An 18,854-nucleotide genomic window follows, 5' to 3' on the forward strand; every position below is an offset into this window, starting at 1 on the left:
GGTTAAAATATTTTCCGACCATAACGTGCATTTAAAGGATCAGCCGGATTACTTTGATTATACAACCAAGCCCACATCTGATCACCAAAGGAAAAATGCCACCATTCTCTAGGGTTGCGTTGGAATCCAGCTTTTAACATGACATCATGTAATAATTGCCGATGAGCATGATATTGTGGTGCATCTGGGTGGTCATTATTGGTATAATAACTGGGATGCGATCGCTCGGACAATTCATCAATGGGCGAACCCATATCAACTATTTCCCCAGCATCATTTACCAAAGTCACATCTACAGCAGCACCTGTACTATGAGGAGGGGGAGTTTTTTCATCGAAACTGGGTACAGCCCAAATTTCATAAACCGACTTCCAAATCTCTTGGCGTTGGTTGGGTGATAACTCCACCTCAGTCAAACCCTGCTGTTGTAACGCTTGGGCAAAACTGTAATCTACCATAAACTGTTGTACAGCTACAGGGCGATAAGCATCAAAGATTTGAATATACCAATGAGGATGCAATTCTTGTAGATATTTTTGGGCTTGAATTAAATTTTTTACCACACTGTCGCGCAAATAATAAGGAGAATATTCCCCATAGGGCGCACCGAGTTTTGCATAAGGATGGGGAGATTCCACTGCAAATAATTCCAAAGGAATCTGCACCAGTAATTCACCACATTCAACGATATGGATTTGGTGATAAAGTCTCATAAGTTTTGAGTAAATTTATATAATAATCATACCCCCCTCTCCTTAATAAGGAGAGGGGCTGGGGGTGAGGTTCTTAAATCTCGTATATACTGAACAATACTTTCTAAAACACCAGACAAATTCCCATAAACATCATTATTAGTAAATCGAATAAACTTAATTCCTACTGATTCCATAAACTCTTGTCTTGCTTGATCATATTCAGCAGCACCATTTTGAAAATGACTATCACCATCAATTTCTATAGCTAATTTCAACTCAGCGCTGTAAAAATCTATAACAAACCTATCCACACTATATTGTCTGCGAAACTTGCAGTTTTCCAATTGTCTATCTCTAATGTTATCCCAAATAAGCTTTTCAGCTTTGGTAATATTTTGGCGTAATAGTCGCCTTTTTTCTAGTTCAGTATTTTTGTTATAAAGTTTATTCATTAGTATCTTTAAATCGGGATAAATTCCAGTCCCCTCTCCTTACTAAGGAGAGGGTTAGGGTGAGGTTCTTGACTTTATATTAAATTTCAAAAAACCTCACCCCCAGCCCCTCTCCTTGTGAAGGAGAGGGGGGTATGATAAATTCCAGTCCCCTCTCCTTACTAAGGAGAGGGTTAGGGTGAGGTTCTTGACTTTATATTAAATTTCAAAGAACCTCACCCCCAGCCCCTCTCCTTGTGAAGGAGAGGGGGGTATGATTAAGCGCTAAAGTACTTCGCTACTGGGTGATAAGCAATAATTGCCGTTGTAGACTGTTCTGGATAAATTTGCTCACTTTCATCCATATACAGATTAATTCTGTCAGCCTCCAACAACTCCAACTGCTTGTACTGGTCTTGAATATTCGGACAAGCCGGATAGCCAAAACTATACCGCGAACCTTGATATCGCTGCGCCAAAATATCCCGAATATTATCCGGTTCATCAGCACCAAAACCCAACTCCCGGCGAATTCTAGCGTGAGTCCATTCCGCTAACGCCTCAGCTACCTGCACAGCTAAACCGTGAAAATACAGATAATCTGTGTATTGATTATCAGCAAACAACTTTTGTGCAAACTCCGTCGCAATATCTCCCACAGTTACCGCCTGCATCGGGAACACATCAATTACCCCCGACTCCTTCGGCGCAAAGTAATCTGCAATACACAACCTTCTCAAAGACCTCTGCCGGGGAAACTCAAAACTGGCTCTTACCTTTGCGTCCTTGGCGACTTGGCGGTATGCGCTTCGCGCACGCTCCGCGAACGTCTCATAAACATACAACGTATTCCCCTCAGACTGACAGGGAAAATACCCATAAACCACCTGCGGATGTAACAAATTTTCCTCAATTACCCGTTGCTTCCAACTCTCCAAAATCGGATAAACTGTCTCAGCCAAAAATGCCTGATATTCCTCCTTAGACTGTTCCTTCGGCTTGCGAAACTGCCATTGTCCAGCAATCAAAGCTTGCAAATCCAAATGCCAAAGCACCTCTTCAATGGGAATATCGCCAGGCGTTAATAACTGAGTTCCCCAGAAAGGCGGTGTAGGACGTTGAATATCTATCGCCACAGCTTCAGAACGGCGGGTATCAATGGGGACTGGAGTCTGGGCAGTGGGCGCTTCTTCCGTAATCACTTCGCTGGTAATTTCTGCTTCATCTGCGACGACTTCATCCAAAAATCCCTGTAAATCATCCCAGTTATTACCAGCCTTAGCTGGCATTAATTTATCCATGAAGTGTAAATCAGAAAAAGCATCCTTACCATAAACCACCTTACCTTTATAGGTGTTTTGGCAATCTTGATGCACAAACTTAGGAGTTAACGCCGCACCACCTAGAATTACCGGAACGGTAATTCCTTTTTCGTTAAACGCTTGCAAATTATCCTTCATAAAAGCGGTGGACTTGACCAACAACCCACTCATGGCAATACAATCAGCTTTATGCTCTTCGTAAGCTTGGATAATATTTTCCACCGGCTGCTTAATACCCAGATTAATCACCCTGTAGCCGTTGTTAGTGAGGATAATATCCACCAAGTTTTTACCAATATCATGGACATCACCTTTTACCGTCGCAATGATAAAGGTTCCCTTGCCATTACTGTCAGTTTCTGACTTTTCCATGAATGGTTCTAAATATGCAACCGCCGTTTTCATGGTTTCCGCAGACTGTAAAACAAAGGGTAGTTGCATTTGCCCTGAACCGAATAGTTCCCCCACAACTTTCATCCCATCCAGGAGAAATGTGTTGATAATCTGTAAGGGCGGATACTGTTCTAAAGCTGTTGTCAGGAGTTTCTCTAAACCAATGCGTTCGCCGTCGATGATGTGCCGCTTGAGGCGTTCTTCTAGGGGGAGACTTTCATCAACACCTTTGTCGCGTTTGGTTGTTACCCCTTCAAATAAGGTGGTAAGTTCTCCTAAAGGATCATAAACGCAGACATCACCATCAAATTTTCGGCGGTCATAAATCAGGTCAAGGCAAACTTTTTGATGCTTTTCTTCAATTTTAGATAGCGGTAAAATTTTGTTAGGGCTGACAATGGCGGCATCCATTCCGGCTTGCATGGCTTCATGCAAAAACATGGAGTTCAGCACAACTCTGGATGCAGGATTTAAACCAAAGGAAATATTCGATATCCCCAATATTACATGACATCCGGGTAATTCTTGGCGAATGCGTCGAATTGATTCAACGGTGGCTTTACCATTGGCTCGGTCTTCTTCAATACCAGTGGAAATAGGGAGAGCTAAGGTATCAAAGAATATCTCTGTGGGCGGGATACCATGTTCTACAGCTTGACGATAGGCGCGTTGGGCAATTTGAAATTTTCTCTCGGCTGTCCGTGCCATCCCATCTTCATCGATAGTCCCAATGACTATACCAGCGCCGTGTGTTTTCGCTAAGTCCAGGACTTTCAGAAAACGTGGTTCGCCGTCTTCGTAGTTGGTAGAGTTGAGCAAACATTTACCACCGGCTACCTTTAAACCCGCCTCCATTTTTTCCCATTCTGTGGAGTCAAGCATTAAGGGCAGTGTAACATTATTCACAATGCGCGAAACCAGTTCGTGCATATCTCGCACACCGTTACGTCCCACATAATCGACGTTGACATCTAGAATGTGTGCGCCTTCTTTGACTTGCGCCCTGGCCATGGACACTAAGCCGTCCCAGTCTTCTGCATTCAGCAAATCACGACACTTTTTGGAACCACTGGCGTTAAGACGTTCCCCGACGATTAAGAAGGAGTTATCTTGGTCGTAAGGCTGAGTAGAATAAATTGATGCTGCGGCTGGTTCTAAACTATGCTGTCTGATTTTTGGCTTCAGCGTTTTGGAAATTTCTGCTAATTGTTGAATGTGTTCTGGACGTGTCCCACAGCAACCCCCAATCACTTGGACACCCAAATCTTCAACAAAGTGCATTAACGCCATGCGTAATTCCATTGGTGTCAGGCGGTAATGTGCTTGTCCGCCGACGTTCTCTGGTAAACCTGCGTTGGGTATACACGAAACTATGAATGGTGAATGTTCGGAAAGATATTTGATGTGCGGTTTCATCAAGTCTGGGCCTGTGGCACAGTTTAAACCGAGGATATCTATGGGATATGGGGCTAATATTGTCAGGACAGCGTTGATTTCTGAACCGACTAGCATTGTACCCATGCTTTCCATTGTTACAGATACCATTAATGGGCGGCGATCGCCTTTTTTGGCAAAAACTTCTTCTATACCATTCAATGCGGCTTTGATTTGCAGCACGTCTTGGCAAGTTTCTACGAGGAATAAATCCACACCACCATCAAATAGGGCTTCGGCTTGTTCGGCGAAGTTGGCTTTGAGGGTGTCAAAGTCAATATGTCCCAAGGTGGGGAGTTTGGTTGTGGGTCCGAGGGAACCGGCGACAAATCTCGGTTTTTCTGGGGTAGAAAATTCGGCGGCGACGCGCTTGGCTATTTCTACGGCTGTTTTGTTGAGATAATAGGTTTGGTCTGCTAGGTCATATTCTGCTAAGACTATGGATGTCGCGCCGAAGGTGTCGGTTTCGATGACATCAGCACCGGCGGCGAGAAAGTCTCGGTGAACTTTGGCGACGGCTTCGGGGTTGGTATGGACGAGGTATTCGTTACAGCCTTCGTATTGTGGACCGCCGAAATCTTCAGCTGTGAGGTTTTGGCTTTGCAGGTTGGTTCCCATCGCACCGTCAAAGACGATGACTGGGCGATTTGGACTATGTAAATGTTCTAGGAACGGATGGGTCATATTTTCCTACATCGGTCTTGTAGTTTTCTATTTTATTATTTTCCCAAATTGTCGGCGTTTTATGAGGGTTGGGTGGATTTGTGTCACGCAGAGGCGCAGAGGCGCGGAGAAGAGGAGTTGAGAAGAGTTTATTTGAAGATGAGGTCTAAGCGCTGTTGGGTGATTTTTAGGGCTTCTGCTGGGGTGTTTTGACTGAGTAAGACTGATTCTATGGCTCGGCCTAAGCTGTCGGATATGCGATTATAACCGGGAAAGATGGGTCGCGATCGCCCATATTTGGCTTGTTCTAAAAATACTTGCACTGGTGGCAGTTTCTTGACAAATTCTTGATATTGTGCATCTTGGCGAGATTTGATGTTAATTGGTAAGTAGCCTGTTCCTAATGCTAGTTCTGTCTGAAATTCTGCACTCATGGCATACTCGGCAAAGGTGAAGGCGGCTTTTTCTCGTTCTGGTGTGGTTTTGAATAAGAATAAATTTTCACCACCGACGCTGGTCGCAGGTTCTTGATTAACGGGAATGGGAAACACCCCAAAATCTACGCCACTCTCGGTAAATTCTCCCAGACTCCAGGGGCCTGTGACTTGCATGGCGACGTTACCAGCAATTAAATCACCTGTTTCGTAGCCTCTCTCGGGGCTGGATAACATGGCGGAACCATCTTCAATTAGATTACGCCAAAATTGCAAAGCTGCGATCGCACCGGGATTATTTTGTAACATTACGGCTGATGCCTTCTCTGCTTCCCCTTTGACTAATTCGCCACCGCTACTCCACATAAATGGTAGCCAGGTAAAGACTGTAAATTCTCCTTTCCCTAATGGCAAAAACATTCCATACTGATTTATGCGACCATCGCCATTGGTATCACGAGTTAATTTTTTGGCAACTTCCCGAAATTGTTCCCAAGTCCTCGGTAATTCGGTAATGCCGGCGGCTTTAAATAAACTGGGACGGTAATAGACAGCGACATTATTGGTCGCAAATGGCAAAGACCAAATTTGACCCTGGTATTCCATTGACTCAAATAAAGCAGGGTCAATTTCGGCTTTAACAGGAGAATTATTCAGCTTTTCGTCTAAAGGAATTAAAGCTTGTAGTTCGACTAATTGACCAGCAATGGTGGGGTTATACCATAATAAATCCGGCGGCGCATTGCCCACAACTGCGGCTAAAATTTTCGGCGTTTGCTGGTCTTGTTGTCCAGCATAAAGAGATTCGACTTGAATTTTCGGATGAGTTTGATTAAATTTATCTACAAGCTTTTGTAAAACATCTCGATTGGGTGGAGGATTTACACCTTGCCATAAAGTCAGATTAATTACGCCTGTTTCTGCTGTCCGCAGAGTCTGGCATCCACCTAAAGCTAGTATGCCCACTAGCAGTAACAGCAGTAAACTTTTAAAGTAGTACTGCACGTTTTTTCTTTTTCTCCTATATTTCTGGGGTATGAAAAAAAGCCGTGCATTATGTCTCATAAGGTATTGCACAATTGAGGTGATTTTTATACATAGGACTTACGCAAGAACTCTCTGAAACCTTCTTAACTTCGTGTCCTTCTCCCTTGGCGCTAGCCTCTCCCTTTGGGAGAAGGGGAGAGGCTAGCGCCAACGTGTCCTTCTCCCAAGGGGAGACGCTTCGCGAACGTGGTTCGTTTTTCCATAATTTTGCGTAAGTCCTGATACAGTTCAATAGGCTGTCCTTTGCATCTAAGCAAAAACTATGTATATCCTAAACTTTGAAGGAAGGGTTAATCATTTGAGATTATGGCAGGACACAGTAAATGGGCTAATATTAAGCGCCAGAAGGCGGTAGTAGATGCCAAAAAGGGCAAGACTTTCGCGCAGTTGTCTAGGGCAATTATTATTGCTGCTAGAAGTGGTGTACCAGACCCAAATTTAAATTTTCAGCTACGTACAGCCATTGATAAGGCTAAGGCGGCTGATATTCCTAATGATAATATTGAACGGGCGATCGCTAAAGGGGCAGGAACTTTTGGCGGTGATGGTGCTAGTTTTGAGGCTATTCGCTATGAGGGTTATGGCCCTGGTGGTGTGGCTATTTTAATTGAAGCCCTGACTGATAATCGTAATCGCACGGCGGCTGATTTACGCGGGGCTTTTAGTAAATTTGGCGGAAATCTGGGTGAAACGGGTTGCGTTAGCTGGATGTTTGACCAAAAGGGTGTGTGTGTGGTTTCTGGGGTGGAGGATGAAGACCAGCTTTTGGAAGCATCTCTGGAAGGTGGGGCTGAGTTTTATGAGATGTCTGAGGATGATATGGCTGAGGTGTTTACTCAGGTGTCAAATTTGGAGGTTCTCGGTCAGAGGTTGAGGGATACGGGTTTTCAGGTGAATGATATAGAGTTACGCTGGATTCCTCGTAATTATATTGAGGTTGTTGATTTTGAGCAAGGGCGATCGCTTCTCAAGTTAATTGATTCTCTTGAGGGGTTGGATGATGTCCAGAATGTGACTGCTAATTTTGATATGTCGGATAGTGTTTTGGAGTTGTTGGTTTAGGAGGAACGAACCACGAAGGACGCAAAGTACACGAAGGAAGAAGGATGAAGGAAGAAGAAAGAAGGTAATATTACGAATTACGAATTACGAATTATTTATAGCCCGCAGCTTGCAAATTAAACAATTTGGCGTAACGTCCTCCTGTCTTTAATAATTCTTCGTGGGTTCCCTGTTCTGCAATTTTGCCTTCTTCGATAACGGCAATTTTGTCGGCCATTCTGACTGTGGAGAAGCGGTGAGAAATTAAAAATACCATCTGATTTTGCGTCAGTGTGCGAAAATGATTGAATATATTAAACTCGGCTTGAGCATCCATTGCTGATGTTGGTTCGTCTAATACTAAAATATCTGCTTTTGTTCGCATAAATGCACGGGCTAAGGCGATTTTTTGCCACTGTCCCCCGGAAAGTTCTTGTCCACTTTTGAACCAACGCCCTAGTTGAGTTTGGAAGGTTTGCGGTAGTTTCTCTATGAAGGGTTGCGCCATGCCTTTTTCGGCGGCTATTTCCCAGCGATGTTTGTCTGCTAAATGTTCTACGTCGCCGACTCCAATATTTTCCCCGACGGTGAATTGATAACGCACAAAGTTCTGGAAAATTACCCCAATGCGTTGACGCAATACGTCTACATCCCATTCTTGCAAGTCTAAGCCGTCTAAATAAATCCTTCCTGCATCTGGGGTGTAAAGTCGAGTGAGTAATTTAATTAAGGTGGTTTTACCTGAACCATTTTCACCGACAATGGCTAGTTTTTCTCCCGGTTTTAAATGTAGAGAAATATCTGTTAATGCAGTTTGAGAACTTCCAGGATAAGTAAATGATACGTTCTCAAATCGAATTCCATCTTCCGGGTTTATCCCTCTGGTTGCATTACCCCAAGATTTGGGAACTTCTTCTTCTAAGAAATCGTAGAGGTTGGATAAATATAAGTTGTCTTCATACATTCCGCCAATTGAAGTTAGGGCATTAGAAAATGTAGACTGTCCTTGGCGAAATACGGTGAGATACATTGTCATATCTCCTAAAGAAATCCTACCCATTGCTGTTTCAACGACTATCCAAGCGTAAGCTAAGTAAAAAGCCGCCGTACTCACTAAACTCAACAGATATCCCCACAAACCCCGCCGCAAAGTTAAATCTCTATCTTCACTATATAGTTGACGAAATAGGTTGCGGTAACGTTCTAGCAGGGTTTCGCCTAGTTGGTAAAGTTTGACTTCTGTGGCGTAGTCTTCTCTGGCTAGTAAGCTTTCGATATATTGCTGTTGACGGCTTTCTGGGGCGCGCCAACTAAATAAACGAAAGGCTTGTCCAGCAAATTTGGTTTCGGCAATAAAGGAGGGCATCGCTGCTAAAATTAATACTATGACTGCCCAAGCTGAGAAATTGATTAATAAAATGCCGTAGGTGACTAGGGAAAGGGCGTTTTGTACTAAGCCAAAGGTGCGATTTACTAAGGAAAGGGGACGCACTGAGGCTTCGCGCCGGGCGTTTGTCAGTTTGTCATAAAATTCGGAATCTTCAAATTGGCGTAAATCTAATGTCAGGGCTTTTTCTAATATCAGTACATTTACTTTTTGCCCTAGTAGCACCCGTAACAAGGATTGGCAAATAGAAATACCTCGTTGACTACCGGCGAGGAGGGCGATCGCCACTGCTTCTAAACCCACATATAATAAAGGTTGGGTAATATTGCCATCATTGACTTGAGCCGCCAAAACCACAGCATCTACAATTAATTTGCCAATGTAGGCGATCGCAGCTGGTAAAAGACCCGCAACTAAAGTTAAAGTAGCAAGAATAATGGTCAAAATCTGGCTAGTATTCCACACTAAGCTAATAGCCCGTCCGCTATAGCGAAAAACCGCCAATGACTGACGCAGAGTGTTTCTTATTTTTTTCATGCTTATATTTATACTGATTCTTATAAAATGATCAAAATTTGGCAAGTTGACTTTTATCGTCGTCCGGTGCAGGATAAATCTGGACAAATTCTCTGGGAATTGCTGATTTGTGACGCAACACGTAGCTTTGAATATACAGCCACCTGTCCCCAGTCAGCAGCCAACTCTCATTGGCTTGCGACTCAAATTCAGTTAGCAGATAATGACAACTTACCAGATACTATTCAGGTATTTCGTCCCCAGTCTTTGAGTTTAATTCAAGCAGCTGCAAACAACTTAGATATTGATGTTGAACCTACCCGCTACACTTTGGCATTAAAACAGTGGTTAGAAGAAAAGCAATATCCCTTAGCGCTGGATAAACCACCCCCAACACCATTACCCGAAAACCTCTGGGGGGAAGAGTGGCGATTTGCTACACTCTCAGCCGGCGAACTCGCGGATGTGTTTGCACAACGCCAGATACCGATTGTATCTATACCAGAGTTTTTGAAACCGATAAATCTGGGTTTAGCATCCACAGTCCCCGTTCCTGGTGTCATTATCTATGGTGGCAGAAAATCGATGTATTTAGCGCGATGGTTAGAACAAGCACAGCCATTTACGTTAAATTACATAGCTGGCGAACCAAATGGTTTAATATTAGAAGCTGGTTTAGTTGATAGGTGGATTGTGGCGACCTTTGAAGATGCAGAGGTTGAAGCTGCTGCGAAAGTTTATCAACAGCGTCAACAACAAAGCCAAGGATTGCATTTTTTGTTAGTTCAACCAGATGATTCCGGAATGACTTATACAGGCTTTTGGTTATTAAGGGCGGAAATATAGTTCTAAAATTTGTTAGATAACTAATTCCTCAATTTTCTCTGTTTTTGGTTGAGAATAAGACAACATTTTTAATAACACTTCTTCAGCAACAGCTTTAACTACATTAATGCTTACCGAATTTCCCAGTTGATGGTAAGCTTTGTCATCATTGGGATGAAGTAGAAAGCTATCTGGAAAACCTTGTAACCTTGCTGCTTCACGGGGAGTTAGTCGCCGCACTCGCTGATTATGATATACCCCTAATCTATTGGCATCACTGGCAACTAATGTTACTGAAATTTTATTTGGGTCTACAAATTTATAAACTTCAAATGAAAAATTACCCGATAAAGGTTTATATTTTCCATTAATTAGTTTAAGATATTTCTTGGCAACTAGTGAGTTTAAAACTTCTCCCAGATGAGGATAATCACAAAAACTAGCTATTTGCTCCTGAGTTAATAACTTACCATCTTGTTCGCAACCGAATTCTTTATTTCGTCTTTTTAAGATGAATTGGTTCATCAATGCGATTTCTTCTGCACTACATTCACCACGCAATCCTAATTCCCAAGAATGAATAGAATTTCCTCCTCGATAATCAATTAGTCTCACGCCATGCAAGCGATTTAAATCATCGTTAAATATGCGTTTTAAAGCATTAATAAATGGTGGAGAACAATCATATTTACTACTAGGATTATCTTCTAAAATATCAGCAACAGTTGCAGGTCGTTTTGGTTTATGAAACAAAGACATTTGTTGCGGATTATAAGTATGGGAATCTTTCGGTCCCACATCTGACATCAAATTAAACTTAGGCGTGGCGTTTAAAATACCTATTAAATAAATTCGGACACGGTTTTGTGGTAAACCAAAGTTTGCACTGTTGAGCAGAAAAGCATCAAAGCTGTAACCTCTTTTTTGGATTTCGTGTTTAATCGTTGCTAGAGTTTTACCTTGGTCATGACTGTAAATTCCTCGGACATTTTCAAAAATAAAAGCTTGTGGTTTATATGTATCAAGTAATCTAGTAATTTCAAAAAATAGTGTCCCTCGTGTATCGCCAAAACCTTCTTTTTTACCAGCATGAGAAAATGATTGACAGGGAAAACCAGCTAATAATACTTCATGTTCTGGTAGTTTCTCTATCAATCGGACATCACCCAAAGACTTGTGATTGAAGTTGGTTTCATAAACGAATTGAGCATCTGTATTGATTTCGCTACTTAAAACACATTCACTTTCTATATTTAAGGAATTAGCTGCTTGTTCAAAGGCTAATCTAATTCCCCCTATTCCTGAAAATAAGTCAACGAACCTAATTTTTTGCATCTTGTTAAATAGTTTGTTACTTAAAAATTAAACTCATTTATCTGTCCACAAAATATTCCTTTAAAAAATCACAAAATACATCAAGTTCATCACGAGAAAAAGCTACTGTACAATGACTATATGAACAAATTATCCTGAGCGCATTTTCTCTTTGAAAGTTGCCAGCACCATCAAGGACATAACCTATCTTATATCCAAGTGCTTCAATTTGCTCAAACCGCGATTTTGCTTGTCCAGCTTTCCTCTCAATCACACTATTGGTAGTTACTTGAAAGCTGACTTCTATAGCTACATACTTATTTTCTTGAGAAAGTACAATATCAAATGTTGTCGGATTATTGTCTTCAGTATGACTTATCCCTGGTATCTGTCCATTTGCTTTGATATTAACATTTGGAAGATTAAGGTGATTTTCTAAATATTCTTTGACAAAAGTTTGAGTAATTTGTCCTAAACTATTTGATTGTGAACCAGCAGTAATCCGACTAACCCATATATATCTTTGTTTAATAAATTGTTGTAATTTATCTGTTCTACCTATATAGTTACCAATTTCACATTTTACTAGGATTTCTGAAGCTTTTTCGTTTGTGGAATTACTACCAAATAAAATCAAAGCTATAACGTCTTTGTGTAGTTGGGAAAGAGGTTGGTCTTCCAGTATTTTTTTGCCAGTTATACCAAGTTTATTATTGTTGAGTTGACCTGATACAGGCAAAACTAGAAAACTATAAGAATAGCTTTTTGTATCCCATAAATAATCTAACCTTTTAGAAGGAAATATTGAGTCAAACTGACTATTTAATCTCTGAATCATTTCACCACCAAAGTCAGCTAAAACAAGTAAATGTTTCAAAAATAGATTTGCTGGGAGGCTGGAAGATTCAATAATTTGAAATAGTCCGTTTAAATTAGATACACTAACACTCAAAATAGCAATAAATTGGTCTTGCGTTTCTATAAGTTTGGGAATTACACTCAGTTCTGCTTCTTGTTTTGATAATTCTGAAGGCCAAAACATAGAGGCTAACTGACGTAAATCCTCAACATTTCTCTGATAAACTGGATTCAAGATAATCAATGTGTTATGCTAGTAGGTTGATTGGCTAACGCGAGGATACTGATATTTGTTTGCATGACGCAGTTAGTTAATGATTTCTCTTTGATCAGGATCACTGTTTTGGAGAATCAAGATTATTACTGCGTATTAAAATTGACTATTACAATTTTAGTATAGTTAATCAACCTGACTAGACATAAACTATGTTTTGATACTTCAGACATTAAACTGCGTATAAGTATCAATATACACATTAATTTGAGCTTAACTAACACAATTCCTATTTCGGCTGAACCCGTGCTTGCTTCACCATTGCAATCAGAGTTTGGTGAGCATCTTCGGAGTCTACTAAAATATGATCGAACGGAATCCGAATTGGCACTGTTTCAGAATTTACCTGTGCGGTCAAATTCATTCCCTCAGCGTCAATTGACAGCATTTGTGCGTTTGTCGCATTTGTTACACCGCCAAAAGCCTGGGCGTAAAGAACTACCGCATTAGCATGATCATCGTTCATGTGAGTGCAAATGCGTGAGCTAATTTCCGGAGAAAAGTTATCAGACATGATGTGCTTGGAAGTTGAGAATACAGGGTTTGCCTAAATTTTAAGCTAATTTGGCCAAAATTTACAGGCTGGGAAATTACGCACAAAGCTTTGTTCTGAATCCATTACTTCGGTGAGAAAGTCGCAGTTTGCCTTCTTGCTAATGATTGTAGGGGCTGGCGCGTCGCGAAGTATTCGGTCAAATTAATTTTATAGGGAAGAATTCGAGTAAAATGAAAGGTAATTTGCCAAATATTGTCTATATATCGTTACTTCGTTCCGTAAACCAGATAATTTAAACTGTAGCCAAACTATTAAACCAAACTATTTAAGCTAAGAACCAATGAGCGAAATTAGCCAACGTCGAATTGTGATTGGGGATGTGCATGGACACTATGAAGGTTTGATGACATTGATGGAGGCGATCGCTCCTGGATCAGACGATCAAGTATACTTTTTGGGAGACTTAATTGATCGTGGACCTAAAAGCGCACAGGTAATTGATTTTGTCAAGAACAATAATTATGCCTGTCTGCTGGGAAATCATGAGCAAATGTTATTAAGCATTTTGACTGGTAGTCAAACTTCTTCATCAGCAATGCAAGCATGGCTGTATGGTGGGGGACAAGCCACTATAGCCAGTTACGAAGATGCTCATATTCCTGACGAACATTTGGATTGGCTGAAAACTTTGCCCCTGTATATCGATTTGGGAGATATTTGGTTAACCCATGCTGGCCTTGACCCTGAACTATCTTTAGCAGAACAAACTGCCGAGCAATTTTGCTGGATACGCGACGAATTTCATAGCATTTCCCAACCATACTTTTGTGATAAGCTGATTATCATTGGTCATACTATTACCTTTACCTTCCCTGGCGTGACTCCTGGTAAGTTGGCACAAGGGCAGGGATGGCTGGATATAGATACTGGTGCTTACCATCCCCGCAGTGGTTGGTTAACTGGATTAGATACTACAAATAACTTAATTTATCAAGTGAATATGTTTAACAATTGTCTCCGCACCTTGCCTTTAGCAGAAGGGGTGGTGATGGTTGATACCTACAAAATAGCTGCTCGCCGGCATAAGCAGCGAGCATAAGTGATTATTGACATTTCACCTAAAGTATGCTGCGGATATTGGCTCGATAAGCAGCATTATCCAATCCGTCACGCTGTTTGCTAGGTTGGGCATTAATAGAATTTTGCAGGGCATTAATGCGATCGCTTGTGCCAGGGTGAGTACTCAAAAATGCTGGTATAGAACCCCGTTTTTGCATCAGCTTTTGCATAAAGGAAACCATCCCGGAGGGAGCATAACCAGCCTCTGTCATAGCTAGTAATCCTCTATTATCGGCATCAAATTCATCTTGACGACTGCGGGGACGGTTGAGTGCCAGTTCTAGACCAATTCCCACGGCTGCATTGCGCTCTAAACCTGCGGCTGAAGCTACACCATTAGCGATCGCTCTTTGGCGCATCTGTTGTACTAAGTGTCTGCCTGTAATATGACCAATTTCATGGCCAATTACACTAGCTAGTTCTGCTTCATTTTCTGCGGCTTTCATTAAACCAGTGTGAATGTATACAAAACCCCCCAAAGTCGCAAAGGCATTAATAGCATCATCTTCAACTACTTGGAAGGTAAAGGGAAGATTGGGGCGGGAGCTACTAGCTACCAAACGCTGACCAATTTGTTCCACATAGCGATTAATTTGAGAATTACGACTAAATCGAATATCACCACTTTGCAACTGCTGATTCATCTGCTTACCAAGATCAACTTCTTGGCGGTCAGACATATTAGACATCTGAATTACCTGTATTCCTTGGAAGAGCAGAGACCGGATATCGAAAGCATTTCCCGGCATGGGTGTACTCAGGCACAGAGTCAGAGCAACTACTACCGAAATCAACGGATAAAACCAACGTCGCCGTTGACTATGATGATGTCCAAAAAAGCTGTTCCAATTCATTGTAATTAGGTTGATGGGATAAACTATAGGACGTATCTAGAGTCTTCTAAGTTGCGTTATTGACTCAAAACCAAAATTGTATACCAGTATGATTCCCATATATCTGATGCTTAAATCTTGTTTCCATGTCTAGAATAGACAGAATGTTTTTGTTTTGAGATTAAGTAGGTGGGTATGAAAAAACCCAACTATATTACGACTCGTAAACACCCATGAAACCCTTACCAATGACCAATAACAAAGGACAAATGACGACCCCACCGAGATACTTGGAAATTTTACTAAGTAATCAATTAGTGAAACTTGTCCTGTTCCTGACAAAACTTATTGCTAAAATCAATTATTCCGCTTCTATCTAGGAAAAATTTGTATGGCTATTTTAGATTCCAAAGGACGCTTGTTCGGCAAAATAAATCTTCTAGACTTAGGTGCTGCACTGGTAATTCTGCTAGTAATAATTGGTATATTTGTTTTTCCAGGAACTACTGGTTCTGTTGCCCAAGTCAACACTAAAACCGTACCCATTGAGGTAGACTTAGCAGTGCGCGGTTTAAATGTACGCGATCCTCAGAGGTTATTTGAGAGAGGATTTACCAAAGGCGGTAAAACTAACGTGATTATTCGCAATCAACCCTACGGTCAGATTGGGATAAAATCCGTTCAAGTCTTACCTAGAACCTTAACAGTTTCCCAACCAGATGGTTCGGTTAAAGAATTACCAGATCCCAGGACAAACAATTTTAGTACAGATATGCTGTTAACCTTAGAAGGTAAAGCCCAAATAACTGACAGTGGTCCTGTACTAGGTAATAGCAAAGTTAAAATTGGTACGACCTTTGAATTAGAAGGTTTTAACTATAACTTCAATTCTACAGTTATCGATGTCAGAATAAAAGAGAGCTAACGAACACAAAGATCCCCAATTTCTTGTAGAAGTCGGGGATCTGAGTCTCTGCTAGTTCAACATCGGTAAAAATTGCCGAATCAAGCCAATAGTCACAGCTGGTAATTCCAACTGAGGCGTTAAACCCACATTTTCTAATTGTTGAAACACGCGGATAGCTTGGGGATTCTTGTCAGAAAGACGACGACCAATTTCGGGGCCAGTAAATTCTGACTGTTGTCCCCAAATAATCGCTGTCGGAGTTTTCAACTGTTGAATATATAGGGACAAATCAAAACATAAATCACCACGGACAAAAGACAAGGCTGCATATTCAGCATTCGGTTGTTGGGCAGATTGGAGATAAGCCTCGACAATTTCCTCGTATATGCGATTAGACTGGGCAAATTGCCGTCGTTCTAAGAAATTACGAATGCCGCCACTTGTAGCAATTCCAGTGCTATAAAGCACACGATCAATAATAGGAACGCTAACTATCTGGGCAAAAACGCTGCGAGAGTAGTCTTCGCCAAAATCCGAGAGTCCGGCTGGTGTGACGAGAATTAAAGACTCGAATAAATCAGGATAGGCGATCGCCACTCGAATTGTAAAGGCCGCAGTCAAAGAAGAAGCGATCACTTTCACAGGCCCTGTACAAGTCTGCTGGATAAACTCCCGAATCGTTGTGAGATAATCATCAATCATGTAGTTCCGGGCTGGATGCTCAGACCTACCCCAGCCAATTAAATCTGGTGCTAAAACGCGATATTCGGCAGCAAAAGCCGGATAAACCTTCGACCACTCATAGGCAGAAGACCCGCCACCAAAGCCGTGTAGGAATACCAAAGTTTCCCTTTCCTGTTGTTTTGCGGTGGAATCATCCTGCCAAGGTGAGCTAGTGGCAGTATAATAAACCATCTTACCTAGTGAGGTAATTATGGAGCGTTGCTCAAATCCTTGTGGCTGAAACATAGGTATTTATGAAATTTCTGTGATGGTTGCTAAATGTGACGGATAGTTACTTCAACTTAAAGCACTGAACTGTTGGCTTCAAACTTCCCACAATTCTGATTATCAGAGAATTAAAAACTCTCCACCTCTAGCCCTTGTTAGATTAAGTAGGTAATTTTTTGGCTATTCTAAAAAATGATTTGCTTGTAATTACTACTATACAAGGATTTATCATTAGACATTATTGTGATTCAGTAGGTAAACACTGTGGCAAAGGCTTCATTTTCTTGGCAACAACGGATCAACCAGATTCCGCACTGGTCGCTTTTAAAGTTCAAGACAGGAAGCCCAAAGCAAAGAACTTTCAAACCTTTGTCTGGGCCGGGAGGCATTTTGGGCTTTTTAACAATTATTGTGGCCATGCTGTTGTGGAACTGGAAACTGCTATTGGCACTTGTGGTTGGCGTTGGGGTAATGTTATGCGTGTACTCAATGCAGAAATGGGACTGGAAACGGCACTTATCCCAGATGTGGAAATTTTTAAGCAGCCCCAATTGTCGTTTAGCCTTAGCGGTAGGTAGTGGCGGTATTGCCACTGTTAGCACATATATGGCAGCTGCTATCTGGGTTGAGTCCAGCAGTTCCTGGATTGCGGCTGGTGCGATTGTGCAAGGTTTGGCAACGTTATTAACTTTAATTTTATTGATGTGGCAAATCGTCAGCTTTTACGGCAACCAAGAGCAAAATCACCTTGAGCAGTGGTTGGTTAATTTAACAGAACCAGACCCTTTGAAGCGTTTGATTGCTGTACGACAATTAACTAAAATCATCAGCAATCAGCAAATTGATTCTCAGGTGCAGGAAGAAGTTGTTCAATGCTTACGATTATTACTTAGTCAAGAGCAGGAAATAGTGATTAGGGATGCGGCTTTAGACAGTTTACAAGCCTGGGATAACTGGCGATCGCTACCCTTGAGCAAAGTGACAACTTTGACTCCTCTATCTACAAAATTGAAGGTTCACATTTCTTCCTGATAGGCTGCAAATATACTTCTTCGCGGAACCGTTGTTGTAGAGACGTTGCACGCAACGTCTTTACATTGTTTGAGTGCGATATTTAATCTCTGTGAATCTTTGGCGATTGGCGATAAATTTGTCCATTACGGACTTGCACTACTGGATGATTACACCGACGTACCAATTGTTCATCATGGGTAGTCACAATGACGGTGGCTCCAAAGTTATTTAACTTTTGCAGAATCTGCATGACTTGCCAAGAATTATCTGGATCAAGGTTCCCTGTAGGTTCATCAGCTAAAAGTAAGGGAGGTGTGCCGACAATCGCCCGCGCAATACTGACTCGTTGTTGTTCTCCCCCAGAAAGTTGATCGGGAAAACAGTCGGCTTTAGTCAGTAAACCTACTAGCTTCAAAGTTGGTTCTAAACGGCGGTGAATTTCTTTACGGGTATACCCTTGAGCTTGCAACACAAAAGTGATATTTTCTGCCACAGTGCGCTGCGGAATCAATTTGTAGTCTTGAAATACAATCCCAATCCGTCGCCGTAATCTTGACAGGCGATCGCCTCGTAAAGTTTTGACATTATAATCATCAACAATTACATCGCCCTGTGTGGGTAACTCTTGACCATACAAGAGTTTTAACAGGGTTGATTTCCCCGAACCACTTGGCCCTGTAATAAATAAAAATTCTTTGTGTTTAACCTCTAGATTGACATTTAATAAGGCGTGACAGCCATTTGTATAGGTTTTGGTTACAGAGCGCAACTGTACCATTGCAGATGTATTGCTACTATGCTCTTGAGTGTTGTGATCTTCTGTGTTAATGGATTTATCAGTCGTATTTGGGGTTGTTAATACTGGCATTGCGAAACTTTCCTCAAGTGCAACACAAAACT

Annotated in this window: 16 protein-coding genes; 5 read left to right on the forward strand and 11 right to left on the reverse strand. The window is 41.6% G+C overall.

All coding sequences use genetic code 11. The annotated features are described in order from the left end of the window. Positions 1-2: 2 nt before the first annotated feature. From NSP_RS05180 to NSP_RS05195, 4 genes are all read right to left on the reverse strand, one after another. Entirely contained in the window at positions 3-713 is a 711-nt protein-coding gene (locus NSP_RS05180; RefSeq protein WP_006197002.1) for a M15 family metallopeptidase, read from the reverse strand. Positions 714-739: 26 nt separating this feature from the next. After that, a complete protein-coding gene (locus tag NSP_RS05185; protein WP_006197003.1) occupies positions 740-1,147 on the reverse strand; it encodes an endonuclease domain-containing protein in 408 nt (135 codons plus the stop codon). Between the two features lie 257 nt (positions 1,148-1,404). Beyond that, the gene (gene metH, locus NSP_RS05190) at positions 1,405-4,959 is read right to left on the reverse strand and encodes a methionine synthase (protein WP_006197004.1); all 3,555 of its coding nucleotides are present in this window, start codon (positions 4,957-4,959) and stop codon (positions 1,405-1,407) included. A gap of 128 nt (positions 4,960-5,087) precedes the next feature. Beyond that, on the reverse strand, positions 5,088-6,377 hold the full coding sequence (locus NSP_RS05195; protein WP_006197005.1) for an ABC transporter substrate-binding protein: 1,290 nt from the start codon (positions 6,375-6,377) through the stop codon (positions 5,088-5,090). A gap of 348 nt (positions 6,378-6,725) precedes the next feature. Here NSP_RS05195 and NSP_RS05200 point away from each other — a divergent pair, with 348 nt between their 5' ends. Next, positions 6,726-7,481, forward strand: coding sequence for a YebC/PmpR family DNA-binding transcriptional regulator (locus NSP_RS05200; RefSeq protein WP_006197006.1), 756 nt, complete (start codon positions 6,726-6,728; stop codon positions 7,479-7,481). A 91-nt stretch (positions 7,482-7,572) separates the two neighbouring features. On the opposite strand, the gene NSP_RS05205 is transcribed toward NSP_RS05200, so the two are convergent. Continuing rightward, positions 7,573-9,384 carry an ABC transporter ATP-binding protein gene (locus NSP_RS05205; RefSeq protein WP_006197007.1) on the reverse strand — a complete coding sequence of 604 codons (1,812 nt, stop codon included), beginning with the start codon at positions 9,382-9,384 and terminating at the stop codon, positions 7,573-7,575. 27 nt (positions 9,385-9,411) lie between these two features. Between NSP_RS05205 and NSP_RS05210 the strand changes: the two genes are divergently transcribed. Then, positions 9,412-10,209 carry a Tab2/Atab2 family RNA-binding protein gene (locus NSP_RS05210; protein WP_006197008.1) on the forward strand — a complete coding sequence of 266 codons (798 nt, stop codon included), beginning with the start codon at positions 9,412-9,414 and terminating at the stop codon, positions 10,207-10,209. A 12-nt stretch (positions 10,210-10,221) separates the two neighbouring features. Here the strand turns inward: NSP_RS05210 and dcm are convergent, their stop codons facing one another. From dcm to NSP_RS05225, 3 genes are all read right to left on the reverse strand, one after another. Then, a complete protein-coding gene (gene dcm / locus NSP_RS05215; RefSeq protein WP_006197009.1) occupies positions 10,222-11,523 on the reverse strand; it encodes a DNA (cytosine-5-)-methyltransferase in 1,302 nt (433 codons plus the stop codon). A gap of 37 nt (positions 11,524-11,560) precedes the next feature. Continuing rightward, positions 11,561-12,595, reverse strand: a complete 1,035-nt coding sequence (locus tag NSP_RS05220) for a restriction endonuclease (RefSeq protein ID WP_231859537.1) — start codon at positions 12,593-12,595, stop codon at positions 11,561-11,563. Positions 12,596-12,863: 268 nt separating this feature from the next. Next, complete coding sequence (locus NSP_RS05225; protein WP_006197011.1) at positions 12,864-13,148, reverse strand: DUF2470 domain-containing protein; 285 nt, start codon at positions 13,146-13,148, stop codon at positions 12,864-12,866. A 322-nt stretch (positions 13,149-13,470) separates the two neighbouring features. Between NSP_RS05225 and NSP_RS05230 the strand changes: the two genes are divergently transcribed. After that, on the forward strand, positions 13,471-14,229 hold the full coding sequence (locus NSP_RS05230; protein WP_006197012.1) for a metallophosphoesterase family protein: 759 nt from the start codon (positions 13,471-13,473) through the stop codon (positions 14,227-14,229). A gap of 19 nt (positions 14,230-14,248) precedes the next feature. Here the strand turns inward: NSP_RS05230 and NSP_RS05235 are convergent, their stop codons facing one another. Beyond that, positions 14,249-15,103 carry a M48 family metallopeptidase gene (locus NSP_RS05235; protein WP_042202373.1) on the reverse strand — a complete coding sequence of 285 codons (855 nt, stop codon included), beginning with the start codon at positions 15,101-15,103 and terminating at the stop codon, positions 14,249-14,251. Between the two features lie 370 nt (positions 15,104-15,473). Between NSP_RS05235 and NSP_RS05240 the strand changes: the two genes are divergently transcribed. Further along, positions 15,474-16,007: a DUF4330 domain-containing protein gene (locus NSP_RS05240; RefSeq protein WP_006197014.1), complete on the forward strand. Its 534-nt coding sequence runs from the start codon at positions 15,474-15,476 to the stop codon at positions 16,005-16,007. Positions 16,008-16,058: 51 nt separating this feature from the next. Here NSP_RS05240 and NSP_RS05245 read toward each other — a convergent pair whose 3' ends face one another. Next, positions 16,059-16,958: an alpha/beta fold hydrolase gene (locus tag NSP_RS05245; RefSeq protein ID WP_006197015.1), complete on the reverse strand. Its 900-nt coding sequence runs from the start codon at positions 16,956-16,958 to the stop codon at positions 16,059-16,061. Positions 16,959-17,204: 246 nt separating this feature from the next. On the opposite strand from NSP_RS05245, the gene NSP_RS26690 reads away from it, so the two are divergent. Continuing rightward, positions 17,205-17,972: an armadillo-type fold-containing protein gene (locus NSP_RS26690; RefSeq protein ID WP_231859538.1), complete on the forward strand. Its 768-nt coding sequence runs from the start codon at positions 17,205-17,207 to the stop codon at positions 17,970-17,972. Positions 17,973-18,054: 82 nt separating this feature from the next. Here the strand turns inward: NSP_RS26690 and ftsE are convergent, their stop codons facing one another. After that, a complete protein-coding gene (ftsE, locus tag NSP_RS05260; protein ID WP_017803863.1) occupies positions 18,055-18,822 on the reverse strand; it encodes a cell division ATP-binding protein FtsE in 768 nt (255 codons plus the stop codon). Positions 18,823-18,854: the final 32 nt, after the last annotated feature.

The sequence above is a fragment of the Nodularia spumigena CCY9414 genome (assembly GCF_000340565.2).
GTDB lineage: Bacteria > Cyanobacteriota > Cyanobacteriia > Cyanobacteriales > Nostocaceae > Nodularia > Nodularia spumigena.